Source organism: Mesorhizobium sp. B2-1-8, assembly GCF_006442545.2.
In the GTDB taxonomy this organism is placed as follows: Bacteria; Pseudomonadota; Alphaproteobacteria; order Rhizobiales; family Rhizobiaceae; genus Mesorhizobium.
This window is the reverse complement of sequence record NZ_CP083952.1, coordinates 3,005,938-3,021,658: the sequence shown is the minus strand read 5'-3', so window position 1 is coordinate 3,021,658 and position 15,721 is coordinate 3,005,938. Positions and strand designations below refer to the sequence as shown.

The 15,721-nt window shown below is 63.2% G+C and carries 15 protein-coding genes; 8 read left to right on the top strand and 7 right to left on the bottom strand.

What is annotated here, in order from left to right:
* Positions 1-152 precede the first annotated feature (152 nt).
* The 5 genes from pbpC to FJ970_RS14845 all read left to right on the top strand — a co-directional run bounded on the left by pbpC (position 153) and on the right by FJ970_RS14845 (position 6,502).
* Positions 153-2,243, top strand: coding sequence for a penicillin-binding protein 1C (pbpC, locus tag FJ970_RS14865; RefSeq protein ID WP_140759057.1), 2,091 nt, complete (start codon positions 153-155; stop codon positions 2,241-2,243).
* A gap of 425 nt (positions 2,244-2,668) precedes the next feature.
* Entirely contained in the window at positions 2,669-3,697 is a 1,029-nt protein-coding gene (locus FJ970_RS14860) for a sulfate ABC transporter substrate-binding protein (protein ID WP_140759060.1), read from the top strand.
* A 23-nt stretch (positions 3,698-3,720) separates the two neighbouring features.
* Positions 3,721-4,572 carry a sulfate ABC transporter permease subunit CysT gene (cysT, locus tag FJ970_RS14855; RefSeq protein WP_140759061.1) on the top strand — a complete coding sequence of 284 codons (852 nt, stop codon included), beginning with the start codon at positions 3,721-3,723 and terminating at the stop codon, positions 4,570-4,572.
* The gene (gene cysW, locus FJ970_RS14850) at positions 4,565-5,449 is read left to right on the top strand and encodes a sulfate ABC transporter permease subunit CysW (RefSeq protein ID WP_140759063.1); all 885 of its coding nucleotides are present in this window, start codon (positions 4,565-4,567) and stop codon (positions 5,447-5,449) included. Before cysT ends, cysW begins: the two co-directional genes overlap by 8 nt.
* A gap of 12 nt (positions 5,450-5,461) precedes the next feature.
* Positions 5,462-6,502 carry a sulfate/molybdate ABC transporter ATP-binding protein gene (locus FJ970_RS14845; RefSeq protein WP_140759065.1) on the top strand — a complete coding sequence of 347 codons (1,041 nt, stop codon included), beginning with the start codon at positions 5,462-5,464 and terminating at the stop codon, positions 6,500-6,502.
* 66 nt (positions 6,503-6,568) lie between these two features.
* Here FJ970_RS14845 and FJ970_RS14840 read toward each other — a convergent pair whose 3' ends face one another.
* Positions 6,569-7,045 (bottom strand): GNAT family N-acetyltransferase, encoded by a 477-nt coding sequence (locus FJ970_RS14840; protein ID WP_140759067.1) that lies wholly within the window; start codon positions 7,043-7,045, stop codon positions 6,569-6,571.
* Positions 7,045-7,326 (bottom strand): DUF1778 domain-containing protein, encoded by a 282-nt coding sequence (locus FJ970_RS14835; RefSeq protein ID WP_140759069.1) that lies wholly within the window; start codon positions 7,324-7,326, stop codon positions 7,045-7,047. The genes FJ970_RS14840 and FJ970_RS14835 overlap by 1 nt, the downstream gene beginning before the upstream one ends.
* Positions 7,327-7,570: 244 nt before the next feature.
* Between FJ970_RS14835 and FJ970_RS14830 the strand changes: the two genes are divergently transcribed.
* The 3 genes from FJ970_RS14830 (at position 7,571) to FJ970_RS14820 (ending at position 10,421) form a co-directional block, all read left to right on the top strand.
* A complete protein-coding gene (locus tag FJ970_RS14830; protein WP_140759071.1) occupies positions 7,571-8,557 on the top strand; it encodes a sulfate ABC transporter substrate-binding protein in 987 nt (328 codons plus the stop codon).
* Positions 8,558-8,809: 252 nt separating this feature from the next.
* Positions 8,810-9,259 (top strand): RrF2 family transcriptional regulator, encoded by a 450-nt coding sequence (locus FJ970_RS14825; RefSeq protein ID WP_140759073.1) that lies wholly within the window; start codon positions 8,810-8,812, stop codon positions 9,257-9,259.
* Between the two features lie 10 nt (positions 9,260-9,269).
* Positions 9,270-10,421, top strand: a complete 1,152-nt coding sequence (locus FJ970_RS14820; protein WP_140759075.1) for a hypothetical protein — start codon at positions 9,270-9,272, stop codon at positions 10,419-10,421.
* Here FJ970_RS14820 and FJ970_RS14815 read toward each other — a convergent pair.
* From FJ970_RS14815 to FJ970_RS14795, 5 genes are all read right to left on the bottom strand, one after another.
* On the bottom strand, positions 10,416-10,964 hold the full coding sequence (locus tag FJ970_RS14815; RefSeq protein ID WP_140759077.1) for a gluconokinase: 549 nt from the start codon (positions 10,962-10,964) through the stop codon (positions 10,416-10,418). The two genes, FJ970_RS14820 and FJ970_RS14815, sit on opposite strands and share 6 nt — an antisense overlap.
* Before the next feature lie 2 nt (positions 10,965-10,966).
* On the bottom strand, positions 10,967-11,953 hold the full coding sequence (locus FJ970_RS14810; protein WP_140759079.1) for an ABC transporter permease: 987 nt from the start codon (positions 11,951-11,953) through the stop codon (positions 10,967-10,969).
* Entirely contained in the window at positions 11,950-12,930 is a 981-nt protein-coding gene (locus FJ970_RS14805) for an ABC transporter permease (RefSeq protein WP_140759081.1), read from the bottom strand. Before FJ970_RS14805 ends, FJ970_RS14810 begins: the two co-directional genes overlap by 4 nt.
* On the bottom strand, positions 12,927-14,474 hold the full coding sequence (locus tag FJ970_RS14800; RefSeq protein ID WP_140759082.1) for a sugar ABC transporter ATP-binding protein: 1,548 nt from the start codon (positions 14,472-14,474) through the stop codon (positions 12,927-12,929). The genes FJ970_RS14805 and FJ970_RS14800 overlap by 4 nt, the downstream gene beginning before the upstream one ends.
* Before the next feature lie 78 nt (positions 14,475-14,552).
* Complete coding sequence (locus tag FJ970_RS14795; protein WP_140759084.1) at positions 14,553-15,680, bottom strand: sugar ABC transporter substrate-binding protein; 1,128 nt, start codon at positions 15,678-15,680, stop codon at positions 14,553-14,555.
* Positions 15,681-15,721: the final 41 nt, after the last annotated feature.

Below are 15,721 nucleotides of genomic sequence, written 5' to 3'. Positions count from 1 at the left end.
AGGACGATCGCGCTGCCCCTCATTGCCCTGCCGGGCATTTCTCCCCGTATAGTGACGGGGAGAAAGGGGCTAGCGTCGACCGCCGCGACAGGTCCCTTCTCCCCGTCACTATACGGGGAGAAGGTGCCGGCAGGCGGATGAGGGGCAGCACCATGCTCTCCAGAAAATTCCTTCGCGGTGCAGCCATAACGCTGGCTTCCTGCGCCGGCGTCCTTGCCCTTTCCGTCGCTTCCCTCTGGGAACTCGACCGCGCTTTTCCGCCACCATTGCCGGCGACGCTCACTGTCTCGACCGAAGTCCAGGACCGCGACGGCCAGTTGCTGCGCGCCTTCGCCACGCCGGACGGCTACTGGCGGCTCGAAACCCGGCTCGACCAGGTCGACAAGCAGTTTGTCGACATGCTGGTCACCTATGAGGACAAGCGCTTCTGGGACCATGAGGGCGTCGATGTGCTGGCGCTGGCCCGCGCCGCCGGCCAGTTCGCCACCACCGGCCATATCGTTTCCGGCGGCTCGACCCTGTCGATGCAACTCGCCCGCCTGATCGAGCCGCGCGAGAGCCGCAGCGTCGGCTCCAAGATCAAGCAGATGTTGCGCGCCATCCAGATCGAGCGGCGGCTGTCCAAACGCGAGATCCTCGAGCGCTACCTGACGCTGGCGCCCTATGGCGGCAATCTGGAAGGCGTGCGCGCCGCTTCGCTCGCCTATTTCGGCAAGGAACCGAAGCGGCTGACGGTTTCAGAGGCCGCGCTTCTCGTCGCTCTCCCGCAATTGCCGGAGAAGCGCCGGCCTGACCGCAATCTCCAGATCGCCCATGCAGCGCGCGATCGTGTGCTGAGCCGCATGGTCTCGTCAGGCCTGATCGGCGAACGCGAGGCGGCACGCGCGGCACTCGACGATGTGTCGGGGCTGCGCCGTACCTTGCCGGCGCTTGCCGCGCATGCCGCTTATGCGATGCTGCCCAGGGCCGTTCCCGGTCAGCCGCTCAAGCTGACCATCCGCAAAAGCGTCCAGCAGGGACTGGAACAGGTAGCGCGCGACGCAGCGACAAAGCTCGGGCCGCGTCTGTCCGTCGCCATGGTGCTGGCCGACGCACGCACCGGCGACATTCTGGGCGAAGTCGGCTCGGCCAATTTCTTCGATTCCAGCCGTTCCGGCTGGATCGACATGACCAAGGTCGTGCGCTCGCCCGGCTCGACGCTGAAGCCGTTCATCTACGGCCTCGCTTTCGAGCAGGGACTGGTGGCGCAGGAAACGTTGATCGAGGACAGTCCGGTCGATTTCGGTGGCTATAGGCCGAAGAATTTCGACATGGGCTATCAGGGCGATGTCAGCATCCGTCAGGCGCTGCAATTGTCGCTCAACGTGCCGGCGATCCGCGTGCTCGACGCGGTCGGCCCGGCGCGGCTGACCGCGCGCTTCCGCCAGGGCGGCGTCAACCCGATCCTGCCGGTCAACGAAGCGCCGGGCCTGGCCATCGGCCTCGGCGGCGTCGGCGTCACGCTGCGCGACCTCGTCCAGCTCTACACAGGGCTCGCCAATGGCGGCAAGACGCACTCGCTGCGCGACGGCACCGAACCGGCCAGTGCCGCGAGTTCGACAACCACCATCCTCAACGACCAGGCCAACTGGCAGATCGTCGACATTCTGTCCGGTGTGAAGCCGCCCGAAGGCGCCTTGCAACGCGGCATTGCCTACAAGACCGGCACCTCCTACGGCTACCGTGACGCCTGGTCGGTTGGTTTTGACGGCCGCTACGTGCTGGGGGTCTGGGTCGGCCGGCCCGATGCCGGCGCGGTGCCGGGCCTCTCGGGCTATGTCTCGGCCGCCCCGATCCTGTTCGAGGGCTTTGTCCGCTCTGGCCTGGCAACCGTGCCGCTGCCAGGCAAGCCGCCTGGCGCCTTCACCCCCAAGCGCGAGGAACTGCCCGTGACGCTTGCCCGCTTCGGCGCCGGCGCGGATGGCCTGGTGCAGGCGACGCCGACCGAACCCGCGCCGACCATCATTTTCCCGCCGGATGGCGCCCGCGTCGATCTCGCCACCAACTCGGCCGACGCCTCGCCACTGGTGCTGAAATTGCAAGGCGGTCGCGCGCCGTTCCGCTGGCTGGCCAACGGCAAGCCGCTCATCGGCCTCGACCGTCGCCGCACCGCGACATGGCAGCCCGACGGCGCGGGTTACTCGACGCTGACCGTCATCGACGCAGCTGGACGGGCGGCGAGTGTGAAAGTGTTCGTTGAATAGAGTGGGACAGGCGATTCAGCGCATTGGCTTTTGAGACCTGGGATAGAAGGATGGTTCGCCAGATGCCCCGGCAGGGCAGACGGGGTGCCTCGCGCAATCCTCGATTGTCGGTAGCGTTAGCTGCGGCAGCGTTCGTTGTGACAATCTCTTTCGCTGCCTTCGCCGATCCCCTTCCTGCCGGCAGCGCTTCGATTTCCCGGTGACGGCCGAGTAAACCTGCCCAACGCAACCTTGCCCGGCAACCTCGCAACCCTAGATAGGCCGGTTGGCGGGCCGACCCGGCGCGGGGCGGCCGCGAGGAAAATATTTCCCGACGCCGGGGCAGGCCGCCGAAGATTTTCTCCAGGAGGACAAAAAAGGCAACATTCAATGCATCTTATTTCTATCAATTTGGTAGATTTGGCGCGGGTTCAACGGAGGCAGAAATGACCAAACCTCATTTCCGGAAACTGTTCGGCGCACTGGTCGCCACATCTGTCCAGTTCGGCACGCTCGGTTTCGCGTTTGCCGATACCACCATTCTCAACGTGTCCTACGATCCGACGCGCGAGCTCTACAAGGCCTATGACGAGGCCTTCGCCGCGCATTGGAAGACAAAGACCGGCGAGACGGTGACCATTCAGCAGTCACATGGCGGATCGGGCGCCCAGGCCCGCGCCGTGATCGATGGTCTGGACGCCGATGTGGTGACGCTGGCGCTCGAAGGCGACATCAACGCCATCGTCTCCAAGTCCAAGAAGATCAATCCCGACTGGCGCACCAAATTCGAAAACAATTCAGCGCCTTACACCTCGACGATCATCTTCCTTGTCCGCAAGGGCAATCCTAAGGGCATCCACGACTGGAACGACCTGGTCAAGGACGGCACGCAGGTGATCACGCCCAATCCCAAAACCTCGGGCGGCGCGCGCTGGAACTATCTCGCGGCCTGGGCCTATGCCAACGCCAATGATGGCGGCGACGAGGCCAAGACCAAGGAATTCGTCGGCAAGCTCTACGCCAATGCTCCCGTGCTCGACACCGGCGCGCGCGGCTCGACCGTAACCTTCGCGCAAAAAGGCCTCGGCGACGTGCTGATCGGTTGGGAAAACGACGCCTATCTGGCGCTCGACGAGTTTGGCGCCGACAATTTCGACATCGTCTATCCGCCGACCTCGATCCTGGCCGAGCCCCCGGTGGCCGTGGTCGATGCCAATGTCGACGGCAAAGGCACGCGCAAGGTGGCCGAGGCCTATCTGAGCTACCTCTATTCCAAGGAAGGTCAAACGATCATCGCCAAGAACCACTATCGGCCGTCCAAGCCCGAACTGGTTCCGCCGGATGATCTGGCCAAGCTTCCGCCGATCAAGCTGATCACCATCGACGACCCGCTTTTCGGCGGCTGGAAGAAGGCGCAGCCTTATCATTTCGGCGACGGTGGTATATTCGACCAGATCTACAGGCCGGCCCAGTGAGCTAAAATCCAGATCGGGACGACATGACCATAGCACCCGCGCAGGCAGGGTGGCGGTTCAGACAGCCGAGCGTCATTCCGGGTTTCGGATTGACGCTCGGCTTCTCGCTTGCCTACCTCACCCTCATCATCCTCATTCCCCTATCCGGGCTGATCTGGCGCTCGGCTGCCCTCGGCTGGACCGATTTCTGGGCCATCGCCACCGACCGCCGTACGCTCAACGCACTGGAAATCAGCTTCGGCACAGCTTTCATCGCGGCTGCCGTCAATGTCGTTTTCGGCACGCTCGTCGCCTGGGTGCTGGTGCGTTACCGCTTTCCAGGCCGCCGTATCGTCGATGCCATGGTCGACCTGCCGTTCGCGCTGCCGACGGCGGTGGCCGGCATCGCGCTGACCACGCTCTATGCACCGAATGGCTGGATCGGCAAATTGCTGATGCCGCTGGGCATCAAGGTCGCCTACACGCCGCTGGGCATCGTCATCGCGCTGATCTTCATCGGCCTGCCCTTCGTCGTGCGCACCGTGCAGCCGATCATGGAAGAGATCGACAAGGAAGTTGAGGAAGCCGCCGCCACGCTTGGCGCCAGCCGCTTCCAGATCATCACCCGCGTGCTGTTTCCGGGCCTGGCGCCGGCCATCATCACCGGTTTCTCGCTCGCCTTCGCGCGTGGCGTCGGCGAATACGGCTCGGTGATCTTCATTGCCGGCAACCTGCCCTACAAATCCGAGATCGCGCCGCTTTTGATCGTCATCCGGCTCGAGGAATACAATTACCCGGCGGCGACCGCGACCGCGGCGATCATGCTGGCGCTGTCGTTCCTCATGCTGTTGATCGTCAATCTGGTGCAGACATGGAGCCGCAAGCGCTATGGCTGATCCCGAGATCAAATCCTACGAACCGTTCCATGAAAGCCGCTCGCCAGCGGTGACCGAGAGCCGGCCGGCGCGGGCCGTGCTGATGGCCGTCGTCTTCGTCTTTCTCGCCGTCTTCCTGTTGCTGCCGCTGATCATCGTCTTCAAGGAAGCCTTCGCCAAGGGCGTTGGCACCTACCTGGAATCGCTGAGCGACGCGGACACGCGTTCGGCTATTCGCCTGACCTTGCTGGTGGCGGCGATCTCGGTACCGCTCAACATCGTCTTCGGCATCTCGGCCGCCTGGGCGATCGCCAAGTTCGAGTTCAAGGGCAAAGCCTTCCTGACCACGCTGATCGACCTCCCCTTCTCGGTCTCGCCCGTCATTTCGGGTCTGGTCTACGTGCTTCTGTTCGGCGCTCAGGGGTTGCTCGGCGAGTGGCTGAAGGCACATGGCATCCAGATCTTGTTCGCCGTGCCCGGCATCGTGCTGGCCACCGTCTTCGTCACCTTCCCCTTCGTTGCCCGCGAACTGATCCCGCTGATGCAGGAACAGGGCAATGGCGACGAGGAAGCCGCCCTTTCGCTTGGCGCCAATGGCTGGCAGACCTTCTGGTATGTGACCTTGCCCAATGTCAAATGGGGCCTGCTCTACGGCGTGCTTCTGTGCAATGCGCGCGCCATGGGCGAGTTCGGCGCGGTTTCTGTGGTGTCGGGCCACATACGCGGCCTGACCAACACCGTGCCGCTGCATGTCGAAATCCTCTACAACGAGTACAACGCCGCCGGCGCCTTCGCCGTCGCCTCGTTGCTTGCCGGGCTGGCGCTCGTCACGCTGGTCTTGAAAACACTGCTCGAGATGCGCTACGGCGCCGAACTCGCCGCGACGCGCGGGCATTAGAAGGTTCATTGCATGGAAGTTCGCGTTGCCAATGTGCGCAAGGAATTCGAGCGTTTTCCGGCGCTCCACGATGTCTCGCTCGACATCAAGTCGGGCGAACTGATCGCTTTGCTGGGCCCGTCCGGCTCCGGCAAGACGACCTTGCTCAGGCTGATCGCCGGGCTGGAGCGTCCAACGCGTGGAAAAATCTTCTTTGGTGACGAGGACGCTTCGCAGAAATCGATCCAGGAGCGCAATGTCGGTTTCGTCTTCCAGCACTACGCCCTGTTCCGCCACATGACGGTTGCCGACAATATCGGTTTCGGCCTCAAGGTGCGGCACGGGCCGACGCGGCCGCCGGCAGCGGAGATCCGCCGCCGTGCGTCCGAGCTTCTCGATCTCGTCCAGCTTTCAGGGCTGGAGAAGCGCTACCCCGCGCAGCTTTCGGGCGGCCAGCGCCAGCGCGTGGCGCTCGCCCGCGCCATGGCGATCGAACCCAAGGTGCTGCTGCTCGACGAGCCGTTCGGCGCGCTCGACGCGCAGGTGCGCCGGGAACTCCGCCGCTGGCTGCGGGAAATCCATGACGCCACCGGCCACACCACCGTCTTCGTCACCCACGATCAGGAAGAGGCGCTTGAGCTTGCCGACCGCGTCGTGGTGATGAGCCAGGGCCGCATCGAGCAGGTCGGTACCGCCGACGACATCTACGACACACCGAACTCGCCCTTCGTCTACGGCTTTATCGGCGAATCGAGCTCCCTTCCGGTCAAAGTCGAGAATGGCGAGATCTGGCTGGCCGACCGTCCGATCGGATTGTCGGCGCCGCACGCGTCCGAGGGCGATGCGATGCTTTACTTCCGTCCGCACGATGTCGAACTGCTGGACGGCTGCAGCGGCTGCATCGCCGGCACCGTGGCCGCCAGCCGCCGCGTCGCCGGCACACGGCGCGTCGAGCTTGAGATCGGCGGCGAGCGTCAGCGGGTCGAGATAGAATTGCCGATTGGTCATCCGGCGGCGCAGAAGAGCCGCGTGGCATTCCGGCCTGGGCGCTGGAAGCTGTTTCCGACTGCATAGCGATCGGACCACTGTGAAATCTCGTCACCAGGGAATATCCTGGTCCAGTAGCGGTCGCTTACCCTTTCACTGGCCTTTCAACGACAACAACAAGATCATGGGATTTTTCGGGGAAGCCGCAAAGCCGTAGTGCTCGTAAAAGGCTTTCGCTTCATCCGATATGGCGTGAACAAAAATTCCGCGAATCCTGAGGATCGTCGCGGCTTGACTGGAGCGCAGGACGGCGTCTTGCAGAAGCGCAGCGCCTAGCCCTTTCCCTTGCCAGCTTGCATCCACCGCGAGACGTCCGAGCACAACCATTGGAATGGGATCTGGCATGTTGCGGCGAATAATGCCGGGCGCTTCCGCCAGATCAAGCCCGCCCGAAGACAAGCAATAGTAGCCGACAACGCGTGTGCCTTCCGCCATCACATAAGTACGTGATGCGCCACTGACCTGGTTGGCCCGTGCCCGACGGCGAAGCCATTGGTCGAGGCTTTCTGTTCCGCTTTGGAAAAGTTCGAGATCGTGGTCTTCGGCCAGCGGCGTGGGCGCCGACGGCATCAGTCCCGCCACGGCCTGGGCACGTTCATAAGGCGTGCAAAACCTTCCCCGCTTGGCGGTTCATCGAGGATGTCGAGATAATGCCGGTAACTCTCGGGATCCACCTTGATCAATGTTTGGTCGAGCAGCGTATCCTCGGCCGCACGATAAGCGACGTCGATCATGAAGTCAGAGCGGGTTTTCCCGCGTATCTTTGCGGCACGGTCAATCAGTATGCGTACGTCCTCTCGGATGCGCAGATTGACAGGCTTGGCATGGGTTTCGGGTGCGGCTTTCGCCATGGAAGACTCCTTTCACTCGTCATAACATGCCGCATACACAATGTGTATCCATTTGTCGCCTCTCTTCGGAAGAGACTGAAGAGGACGGCCTCAAAAAGATGATTCTACTTGAAAGAAAAACCTACGATGTGCCTGTTTGGGAAACGGTTTTCTAGCAGCAGCCGCCAAGCCCTGAATCTATACCTCGCCGCACCCCGGCTATGGTCCGATAATGATAGTAGAGCATGACATCCGGAGCCTTTTCATGAAGCGATTTTTCATCGGCGTTGCCGTTGCCGCCGGCCTTCTCCTCGCATCCTCCCAAGCGTGGTCGGCCGACAAGCTGCTGAATGCCTCCTATGACGTCGGCCGCGAACTCTTCGTGCAGGTCAACAAGGCCTTCATCGCCAAGCACCCGGCTGTGAGCATCGACCAGTCGCATGCCGGTACGTCGGCGCAGGCGCGTGCCATCGCTGAAGGCCTCGGTGCCGATGTCGTCACCTTCAACCAGGTCACCGACGTCGACTTCCTGGTCAAGAGGGGCCTCGTCTCGGCTGACTGGCAGAAGGATTTTCCCGCCAACGCCTCGCCCTTCTATTCGCTGCCTTCGTTTCTCGTCCGCGCGGGCAACCCCAAGCACATCAAGGACTGGAACGATCTCGTGCGCGACGACGTGCAGGTGATCTTCCCCAATCCGAAAACGTCGGGCAATGCGCGCTACACCTATCTCGCGGCCACCGCCTACGCCAAGGAAGCCTTCAAGGGCGACGACGCCAAGGTGAAGGAATTCATCACCAAGCTGTTCAACAACGTGCCGATCTTCGACACTGGCGGGCGCGCCGCGACCACCACCTTCGTGCAGCGCGAGATCGGCGACGTGCTGATCACCTTCGAATCCGAGACGCGCGGCATCCGCAAGGAATATGGCGACGACAAATTCGAGCAGGTCACGCCTTCCGTCAGCCTTCTGGCGGAATTCCCGGTAGCGATCGTCGACAAGGTCGCCGACGAGCATGGCACGCGCGATCTGGCCAAGAGCTATCTCGACTTCCTCTATACGCCCGAGGGCCAGGGCATCGCCGCCGACAATGGCTTGCGCGCACGCGACGCGGCTGTCGCGGCCAAATACAAGGCAGATTTTCCGGACGTGCGCCTGTTGACGGTGGAAGACGTCTTCGGCGGTTGGGACAAGGTCCAAAAGGAGCATTTCGCCGCCGGCGGCCTGCTCGACCAGGCTTATGGCAGCCGGTAAGTCTCCGCGTCCAGATAGAAAGATCAGGAAAGCCGGCCCGGTGGCCGGCTTTCCTTGTTTATGCAGCTGATAGGGCAAATTCGGCGCCCTTCGTGCAAAACGTTACAAAGAATCAACGCGTTTGTGCCTAACCTGCCCTCCAATGGCTTTGTTTTCGCGAAACGGCAGTGTGCGAAGGCAATGTTGTCATCATTTGCACACAAACAACCGCCAGATGCGGGGTGGTTGGGGCTTCAATGGGTTGACTCGGGCATGCTGACGAAAAAAGGCAAATACGGCCTGAAGGCCCTCGTGCATCTATCCAGTCTTCCGCTTGGCCAATTGGCCTTCGTCAACGACATCGCCGTCGCCAACAACATCCCGAAGAAATTCCTGGACGCCATACTGGGCGAATTGCGCAACGCCGGCTTCGTCCAGAGCCGCAAGGGCAAGGAAGGCGGCTATCGTCTCGCCCGCCCCGCTTCCGAGATCAAGATCGGCCATGTCGTGCGCGTGCTCGACGGGCCGCTGGCGCCGATACCTTGCGCCAGCCGCACGCAGTATCAGCGCTGCGAGGATTGCGACGAGGCGACCTGCCAGGTCCGGCACATGATGCTGGAAGTGCGCCAGGCGATCGCCGAGGTACTGGACAACCGTAGCCTCGCCGCCATGCGCGATGCCGACAATGACGATTTCCCGGTCGAGTTGACATCCCAGATCTAGAGCCGGGTGGATGAGGCTGTCGAGGCTTACGAAATCCCGAAAAGCCGCCCGCAAGCGGCCATCGGCAGCCAGCTTTCGCATCGAGATCATCGCCGACGTCTTTGTCCCCGAATATGCCGAGGACGTGCGCTTTTTCAGCCGCAAGCTGGCTGATCCCGGCAGGCTCCGCCACTTCTCCACCAGGGACCTTCGCGAAAGCCTGGTTACCCTCTTCTACCTCGCGGTTGCGGCAGCGCTGCCGGTGCGCTGGTGGGCGCCGATCTGCGATTGGGCTTCCAGGTTTCGGTTGAAGCGCCATATGCGCAAGGATTTCCGCTTCTATGCCGCCGCAACGCGCGCGGTGCTCGGCGATGGCGTCGATACACGCAAGCTGTTCGAGGCATTGCTCACGGCGCGCCATCGCCGCCGCATGCAACTTGCCGCGCATCTGGTCGCCGGCCGTTGGACGCCGAAGGTCCGGCTGGAAGGGCTCGAGGGCTTGCAGGCAGCCCTGCAACGCGGCCACGGCGCGATCCTCTGGTGCGATCAATTCACCGCCCAGACGATAATCGGCAAGCGCGCCATATACGAGGCCGGCATCGAAGCGCATCAGGTCAGCGTCAACACGCATGGCGTGTCCGAGACGGCATTCGGCCAGCGCTTCCTCAACCCGCCAATGGTTCATGTCGAGAACCGGTTCCTGAAAAGCCGGATCGCCTTCGACCGTGACGATGCCTATCAGGTCACCATCCGCATTCAAAAGATGCTGAAGCAGAACGGCGTCGTGATGATGACCAACACCATCCACGCCGGCTCGACCTTCACCGAAACCGCCCTGGGCGAAAGCGGCTGGACGCACCTTGCCTCGGCACCGGCGAATTTCGCCGCTCGAGGCAAGACGGCCCTGTTTGCCATGTCGACTTTCGAGGTGGTGCCCTTCCGGGAATACCGCGCCGTCTTGAGCCCCGAACTGGTACCGGCGGCACCGGCGCTCCCGGCCGTGGACACAACCAGGGACGGAGCCAAGAACCTGGCCCTGCAGGCACACTACATCCTGCTGAAACGCGACCGCCTGCTGCAGGCGCTGAAGCTGTGCCCCGAGCAGATGATGTCCTGGTCGCGCCATGAGCGGTTGACAGAGGCTCAGGGCGGCGTCGGTGTTGGTTTCGAGGAAGGCTCATGACCGGCGCATCGAGCGCATTGCCTGGGCGACGAGTTCGCCGATCGGCCGCGTCGCGTCGAGCGTCAATGCCCGTTCATCTTGGCCCGGCGATTCCAGGATGGCGAACTGGCTGTCGACCAGGCTTGCCGGCATGAAATGGCCCTTGCGGCTGGCGACCCGCTGCCTTGCCATCGCCGGGTCGATCTCCAGGTAAAGGAAAGTGATGTCAGGGCAAAAGCCGTGCAGGCGCTCGCGATAGCCGCGCTTCAGCGCCGAGCAGGCTGCAACTACGCCCTGTCCTTTGCCGATAGAGACCGCGATGTGCTCGCCGATCGCGTCGAGCCAGCCTTCGCGCAGCTGGTCGGTGAGCGGTTCACCACGCGCCATACGCGCCACATTCTCCGGCGGATGCAGCCTGTCACCCTCGATGAAGACGGTACCCAGCGCGTCGGCCAGCGCGATACCGACGGCTGACTTGCCGCAGCCGGCGACGCCCATCACCACGATGGCCGAAGACGCCAAACCGGAAGCGCCCGTCGGCGCCTGCGCTACGTCTTCGCCCACTGTCAGCGGCTTGCCGGCGCGCGGCCGTAAAGAAGGAGCATGGCGACGATGACGACGCCATAGATGATCTGCCGTCCCGCCTCCGGCATCTGCATGACCGACAGGATGGATTGCAGCAGTGTGATCAGGATCACGCCGGCGACCGTGCCGAGATAGGAGCCGCGCCCGCCCAGGATCGAGGTGCCACCGAGCACGACGGCCGCGATCGACGGCAGCAGATAGGCGTCACCCATCGATTGCGCCGCCTTGGAGGCGTAGCCCGCCAGCAGCACGCCGCCAAAGGCGGAGAGCCCGCCGGAGACAGCGAAGGCGATCATCACCACGCGTCTTGTGTCGATGCCTGAGAGATAGGCGGCGCGCTCGCGGTTGCCGATGCCATAGACCGCACGGCCAAAACCGCTGCGGGTCAGCACGAACACCATCGCGGCCCCGATCAGCGCCCAGATGATGACTGCATTGGGCACGCCCGGAATGGTGAACCCGGTGGCGAGGTAGCGCATGGCGCCGGTGGCCGAATCCTGCGGCGAGAAGCCGCCGGTGTAGACCACCATCAACCCTTGCGCGACGGCGTTGGTGGCGAGCGTGATGATCATCGAGGGAATGCGCAGATAGGCGACGCCGATGCCGTTGACGATACCGATCAGCACGCCGCAGAAGATGCCGAACGGGATAGCCAGCGCCACGCCTGCCAGGCCGTAGGCGGCCGCCGCACAGGCCATCATCGCACCCGCCGCCACCGACCACGGCACCGACAGGTCGATCTGGCCGAGCAGGATGACCAGCATCATGCCGGTGGCGATGACGCCGAGGAACGAGGCCACCTTGAGCTGCTGCAAGAGATATTCAGGCGACAGGAAGCTGCGCGAATAGAGGCTGCCAACCAACAGCAGCACCACGATACAGGCAAAGGCGGTCAGCACCGCCGGATCGGCGCGGCGGATGAATTTCGGCATGCGGCCGGCAATGCCGCCCAAGGTCGTCTCGCTCACAGGAACCACTCCAGCCGGTTGCGGACCCGAAACAGGGCGAAGGCGCCGAGGCTGACGGCGACCAGCAGGATAACGCCCTGGAACAGCGGCTGCCAGAGCGGATCGAAGTCGAAGACGAACAACAGGTCGCCGATGGTGCGGAAGGCCAGCGCGCCGAAGATGGCACCGATGGCGCTGCCCTTGCCGCCGAACAGCGAAACACCACCCAGCACGACCGCCGCGATCGAGAACAGCGTATAGGCGTTGCCGCTGGCATAGGCGGCCTCCCCCGTATAGGTGAAAAACGTCAGGAACAGTCCGCCGATAGCGGCCAGCAGCCCCGCAAGCGTGTAAGCGGAGAACTTGCCGCGCCTTATCGGCACGCCCGACATATAGGCAGCCGTTTCCGAAGAGCCGGCCGCGTAGGCGGCGCGGCCGAGTACAGAGCGGCTGAACGGTACCCAGATCAGCAGAACGACCGCCAGCAGCACGACCAGGCTTGCCGGCACCAGGTCGAACAGACGTCCTGTCATAGCATCGGCCAGATCCTCGTTGACCGAGCCGCCCGGAAAGGGCCGCAGCAAAAGGCCGATGCCGTAGTAGACCGCGCCGGTGGCGATGGTCGCGACGATCGGCTGCAGCCTTCCATAGATCACGATGGCGCCGTTGATCGCGCCGCACAAAAGTCCCGCCACCAGCACGGCGACGACGCCGAGCGTCGTCTGCATCGGCGTGCCCACCACCAGCCAGGAGGCCAGACAGTTGGTGAGCAGGAATATCATGCCGACGGACAGGTCGATGCCGGAGGTGATCACGACCAGCGTCTGCGCCATAGCGACGAAGGCAAGCAGCACGCCCTTGTTCGCCGCCGTCTGCACGACATTGGCGGTGAAGCCCGCCGGATGGTTCGAGGTGTAGATGACGAACATGACGATGAAGATGCCGAGCGCCAGCAATGTTCCACGCTGCTCGGCCAGCCAGTAACGCCAATCCTTCACGCTTCCGCTCCCAGGCCCACCGGGCTCTCCTCGCCATGGATGTTAAGCGCGCTCGATATCAGCGCCCTTTCGGTGATCTCGGCGCCGACCAGTTCGCGTTTGACCGCGCCGTCATAGAGAACCAGCACCCGGTCGCAGCAGCCGATCAGCTCATCATAGTCGGTCGAATAGAACAGGATCGCCGCGCCCGCGTCCGCCAGCTTGCGCATCAGCTGATAGATTTCCTGCTTGGTGCCGACATCGATGCCGCGCGTCGGATCGTTGAGCAGGATGATGCGCGGCTGGCGCATCAGCCATTTGGCTATGACCACTTTCTGCTGGTTGCCGCCCGACAGCGCGCCAACCGGAATATCGAGGCCCGCCGTCTTGATCGCCAGAAGGCCGACCATGTCGTCGATCAGCCGCTGTTCGGCGGCGCGGTCGATAATGCCGCCTTTGGACAGCCGGTCGAGTGCGGCGAAGGACAGGTTTTCGCGCACCGTCATCGGCAGCATCAGGCCTTCGGTCTTGCGGTCTTCCGGGATGAGCGCCATGCCGATGCCGTCCTCGCGGGCCGCCGCCGGGCTGGTGATCGTCGCCGGCTTGCCGTCGATCAGCACTTCGCCGGAGAGGCCACGCAGCACACCGAAGAAAGCAAGCAGCAATTCGCGCTGGCCCTGGCCATCGAGCCCGCCGAGGCCGACCACCTCGCCTGCCCTGACCGTCAGCGAGATGTTATCCAGCCGGTCGGCCCAGGACAATTTGCGCGCCTCGAGCCTGGGGGCGGCGCTGGCCGGTGCCGCCGGCGGCTTGGGCGGAAAAATATGGCTGTACTCGCGGCCGATCATCAGCTCGACCACCTCGTTGTCGCTCTTCGAGCCGGCCTTGTAGCTGGCGACATTGCGGCCATTGCGGAACACCGTGCAATGGTCGGCCAGTTCGGCGATCTCGTTCATGCGGTGCGAGATGTAGAGCAGCGCCAGCCCTTCCGAGCGCAGCCGCTTCAGCACGCCGAAGATCTTCGCGACATCCGCTGCCGTCAGCGCCGACGTCGCCTCGTCGAGGATGAGAATGCGTGGTTTGCGCGCCAGCGCCTTGGCGATCTCCACCATCTGCCGGCGCGACAGCGGCAGGTCCTTGACCAGCGCCAGCGGATGGATGTCGGCGGCGCCCGCGCGGGCAAGCGCGTCGTCGGCGATGTGGCGCTGCGCCTTGCGATCGATCATGCCGAAGCGTTTGGGCGGATCCGAAATGACGATATTGTCGGCGACGCTGAGTTCGGGGATCAGCGACAATTCCTGGAAGATGCAGACGATGCCGGCCTTGTTTGCCGCACCGGGCGAAGCGAAGGTCACTTCGCGCCCATCCAGCATCATGCGGCCTTCGTCGGGCGCCACGACACCTGCCATGACCTTGATCAATGTCGACTTGCCGGCGCCGTTTTCACCGAGGATGGCGTGGATGCTACCGGTGGAAACCGTCAGCTCGGCCTTCTCCAGCGCCCGCACGCCGCCATAGCGCTTGGAAATGCCTTCCATGCGAAAGAGTGGAGCCGCACCGTCCATCAACCCTCCCCGGGGCAATCATGGGATTTCGGGGCTGGCGCCGCGGGTTAACCCGCGGCGCCAGCGATAGCAGTGAGCCTACTGGTTTTCCTTGGTCTGGCCCATGATTTCCTGGGCACTGAAATTGATGCCGCAGGTCGGGAAGGAGTTGCCGACGAAGAAATTGTCGGACTGGTCGGGGAAGAAATCCTGGCCTGCCTTGAAGTTCGGATCCTCCACGATGGCCAGCGGCAGCTTCACCGATTGCGGCACGACATTGCCTTCGAGGGCCGCGATTGCCGTCTTGATTGCCACGGCCACCTGGGCGGGGCCGGTGCCGGCGGAAGAGCACTTCAAGCCGTCGCCGGCATGTGCGGCGCAGAACTTGCGAAAACCGTTCTCCGTCTCGCCGCCGAACGGAACGAATGGATGCTTGGCATCCATCATCGCCTGCACGATGCCGGTGTCGCCGCCCTGCCCGGTGATGCCGTCGAAGGGTCCGTTGGTGGCAATCGCGTCCGCCGTAGCTTTCTGGGCAACGCCGTCGTCCCATTTGCCGACCACCTCGGTGACTTCCCATTTCTTGCCCGAGCCGTCGAGCACCTCGTGGATGCCGGCATGACGGTCCGTGTCGACGGAAGTGCCGGCGACGCCGCGCACTTCGAGCACCTTTCCGCCGTTCGGAACATGTGAGACCAACCACTTGCCCCACAATGCGCCAAGGCCCTTCTGGTCGACATTGACGTTGATGGCATCCTTGGTGTCGAGAATGTTGTCGAACGCGACCAGCACGACCCCGGCCTCCCTGGCGCGCTTGATGACTGGCCCGAAGGCGGTCGGATTCTGCGCATTGACGACGATCGCGTCGAAGCCGGAGTCGATGAAATTGTTGATCGCGGAGATCTGCGCCGGAACGTCCTCACCGGTCGAGACAACCTTGAATTCCTTCAACTTCTTGGCGACATCCGGCTGTGCGGCATAGGCCTTGGCGGTCTGCACCATCTGGATACGCCAGGTGTTGGCGATATAGCCGTTGGCGAGCGCAATGCGATATGGGCCGGCCTTCTTGGGGAACTTGAAGAATTGCGTATCGGCTGCCCATGGGGCGAAGCAGCCCGGCTCGGCTGCCGGCCCCTTGACGATTTCTGGGCCTGCGGCCATCGCCGCTGAGCTCAACATGACGAATGCAGTGGCGGCAACGATGCCACCAACGAGTGACTTGATCATCGATATTCCTCCCAGTTGCAGTTCTGACTTGTTTGTTTAGC

Excerpts from the sequence above, each read along its gene's own strand:
- FJ970_RS14795 (WP_140759084.1), bottom strand. The coding sequence starts at position 15,680 with ATGATCAAGTCACTCGTTGGTGGCATCGTTGCCGCCACTGCATTCGTC.
- cysT (WP_140759061.1), top strand. The coding sequence starts at position 3,721 with ATGACCATAGCACCCGCGCAGGCAGGGTGGCGGTTCAGACAGCCGAGC.
- FJ970_RS14845 (WP_140759065.1), top strand. The coding sequence starts at position 5,462 with ATGGAAGTTCGCGTTGCCAATGTGCGCAAGGAATTCGAGCGTTTTCCG.
- FJ970_RS14835 (WP_140759069.1), bottom strand. The coding sequence starts at position 7,326 with ATGGCGAAAGCCGCACCCGAAACCCATGCCAAGCCTGTCAATCTGCGC.
- FJ970_RS14800 (WP_140759082.1), bottom strand. The coding sequence starts at position 14,474 with ATGGACGGTGCGGCTCCACTCTTTCGCATGGAAGGCATTTCCAAGCGC.
- cysW (WP_140759063.1), top strand. The coding sequence starts at position 4,565 with ATGGCTGATCCCGAGATCAAATCCTACGAACCGTTCCATGAAAGCCGC.
- FJ970_RS14840 (WP_140759067.1), bottom strand. The coding sequence starts at position 7,045 with ATGCCGTCGGCGCCCACGCCGCTGGCCGAAGACCACGATCTCGAACTT.
- FJ970_RS14860 (WP_140759060.1), top strand. The coding sequence starts at position 2,669 with ATGACCAAACCTCATTTCCGGAAACTGTTCGGCGCACTGGTCGCCACA.
- FJ970_RS14825 (WP_140759073.1), top strand. The coding sequence starts at position 8,810 with ATGCTGACGAAAAAAGGCAAATACGGCCTGAAGGCCCTCGTGCATCTA.
- pbpC (WP_140759057.1), top strand. The coding sequence starts at position 153 with ATGCTCTCCAGAAAATTCCTTCGCGGTGCAGCCATAACGCTGGCTTCC.
- FJ970_RS14830 (WP_140759071.1), top strand. The coding sequence starts at position 7,571 with ATGAAGCGATTTTTCATCGGCGTTGCCGTTGCCGCCGGCCTTCTCCTC.
- FJ970_RS14820 (WP_140759075.1), top strand. The coding sequence starts at position 9,270 with ATGAGGCTGTCGAGGCTTACGAAATCCCGAAAAGCCGCCCGCAAGCGG.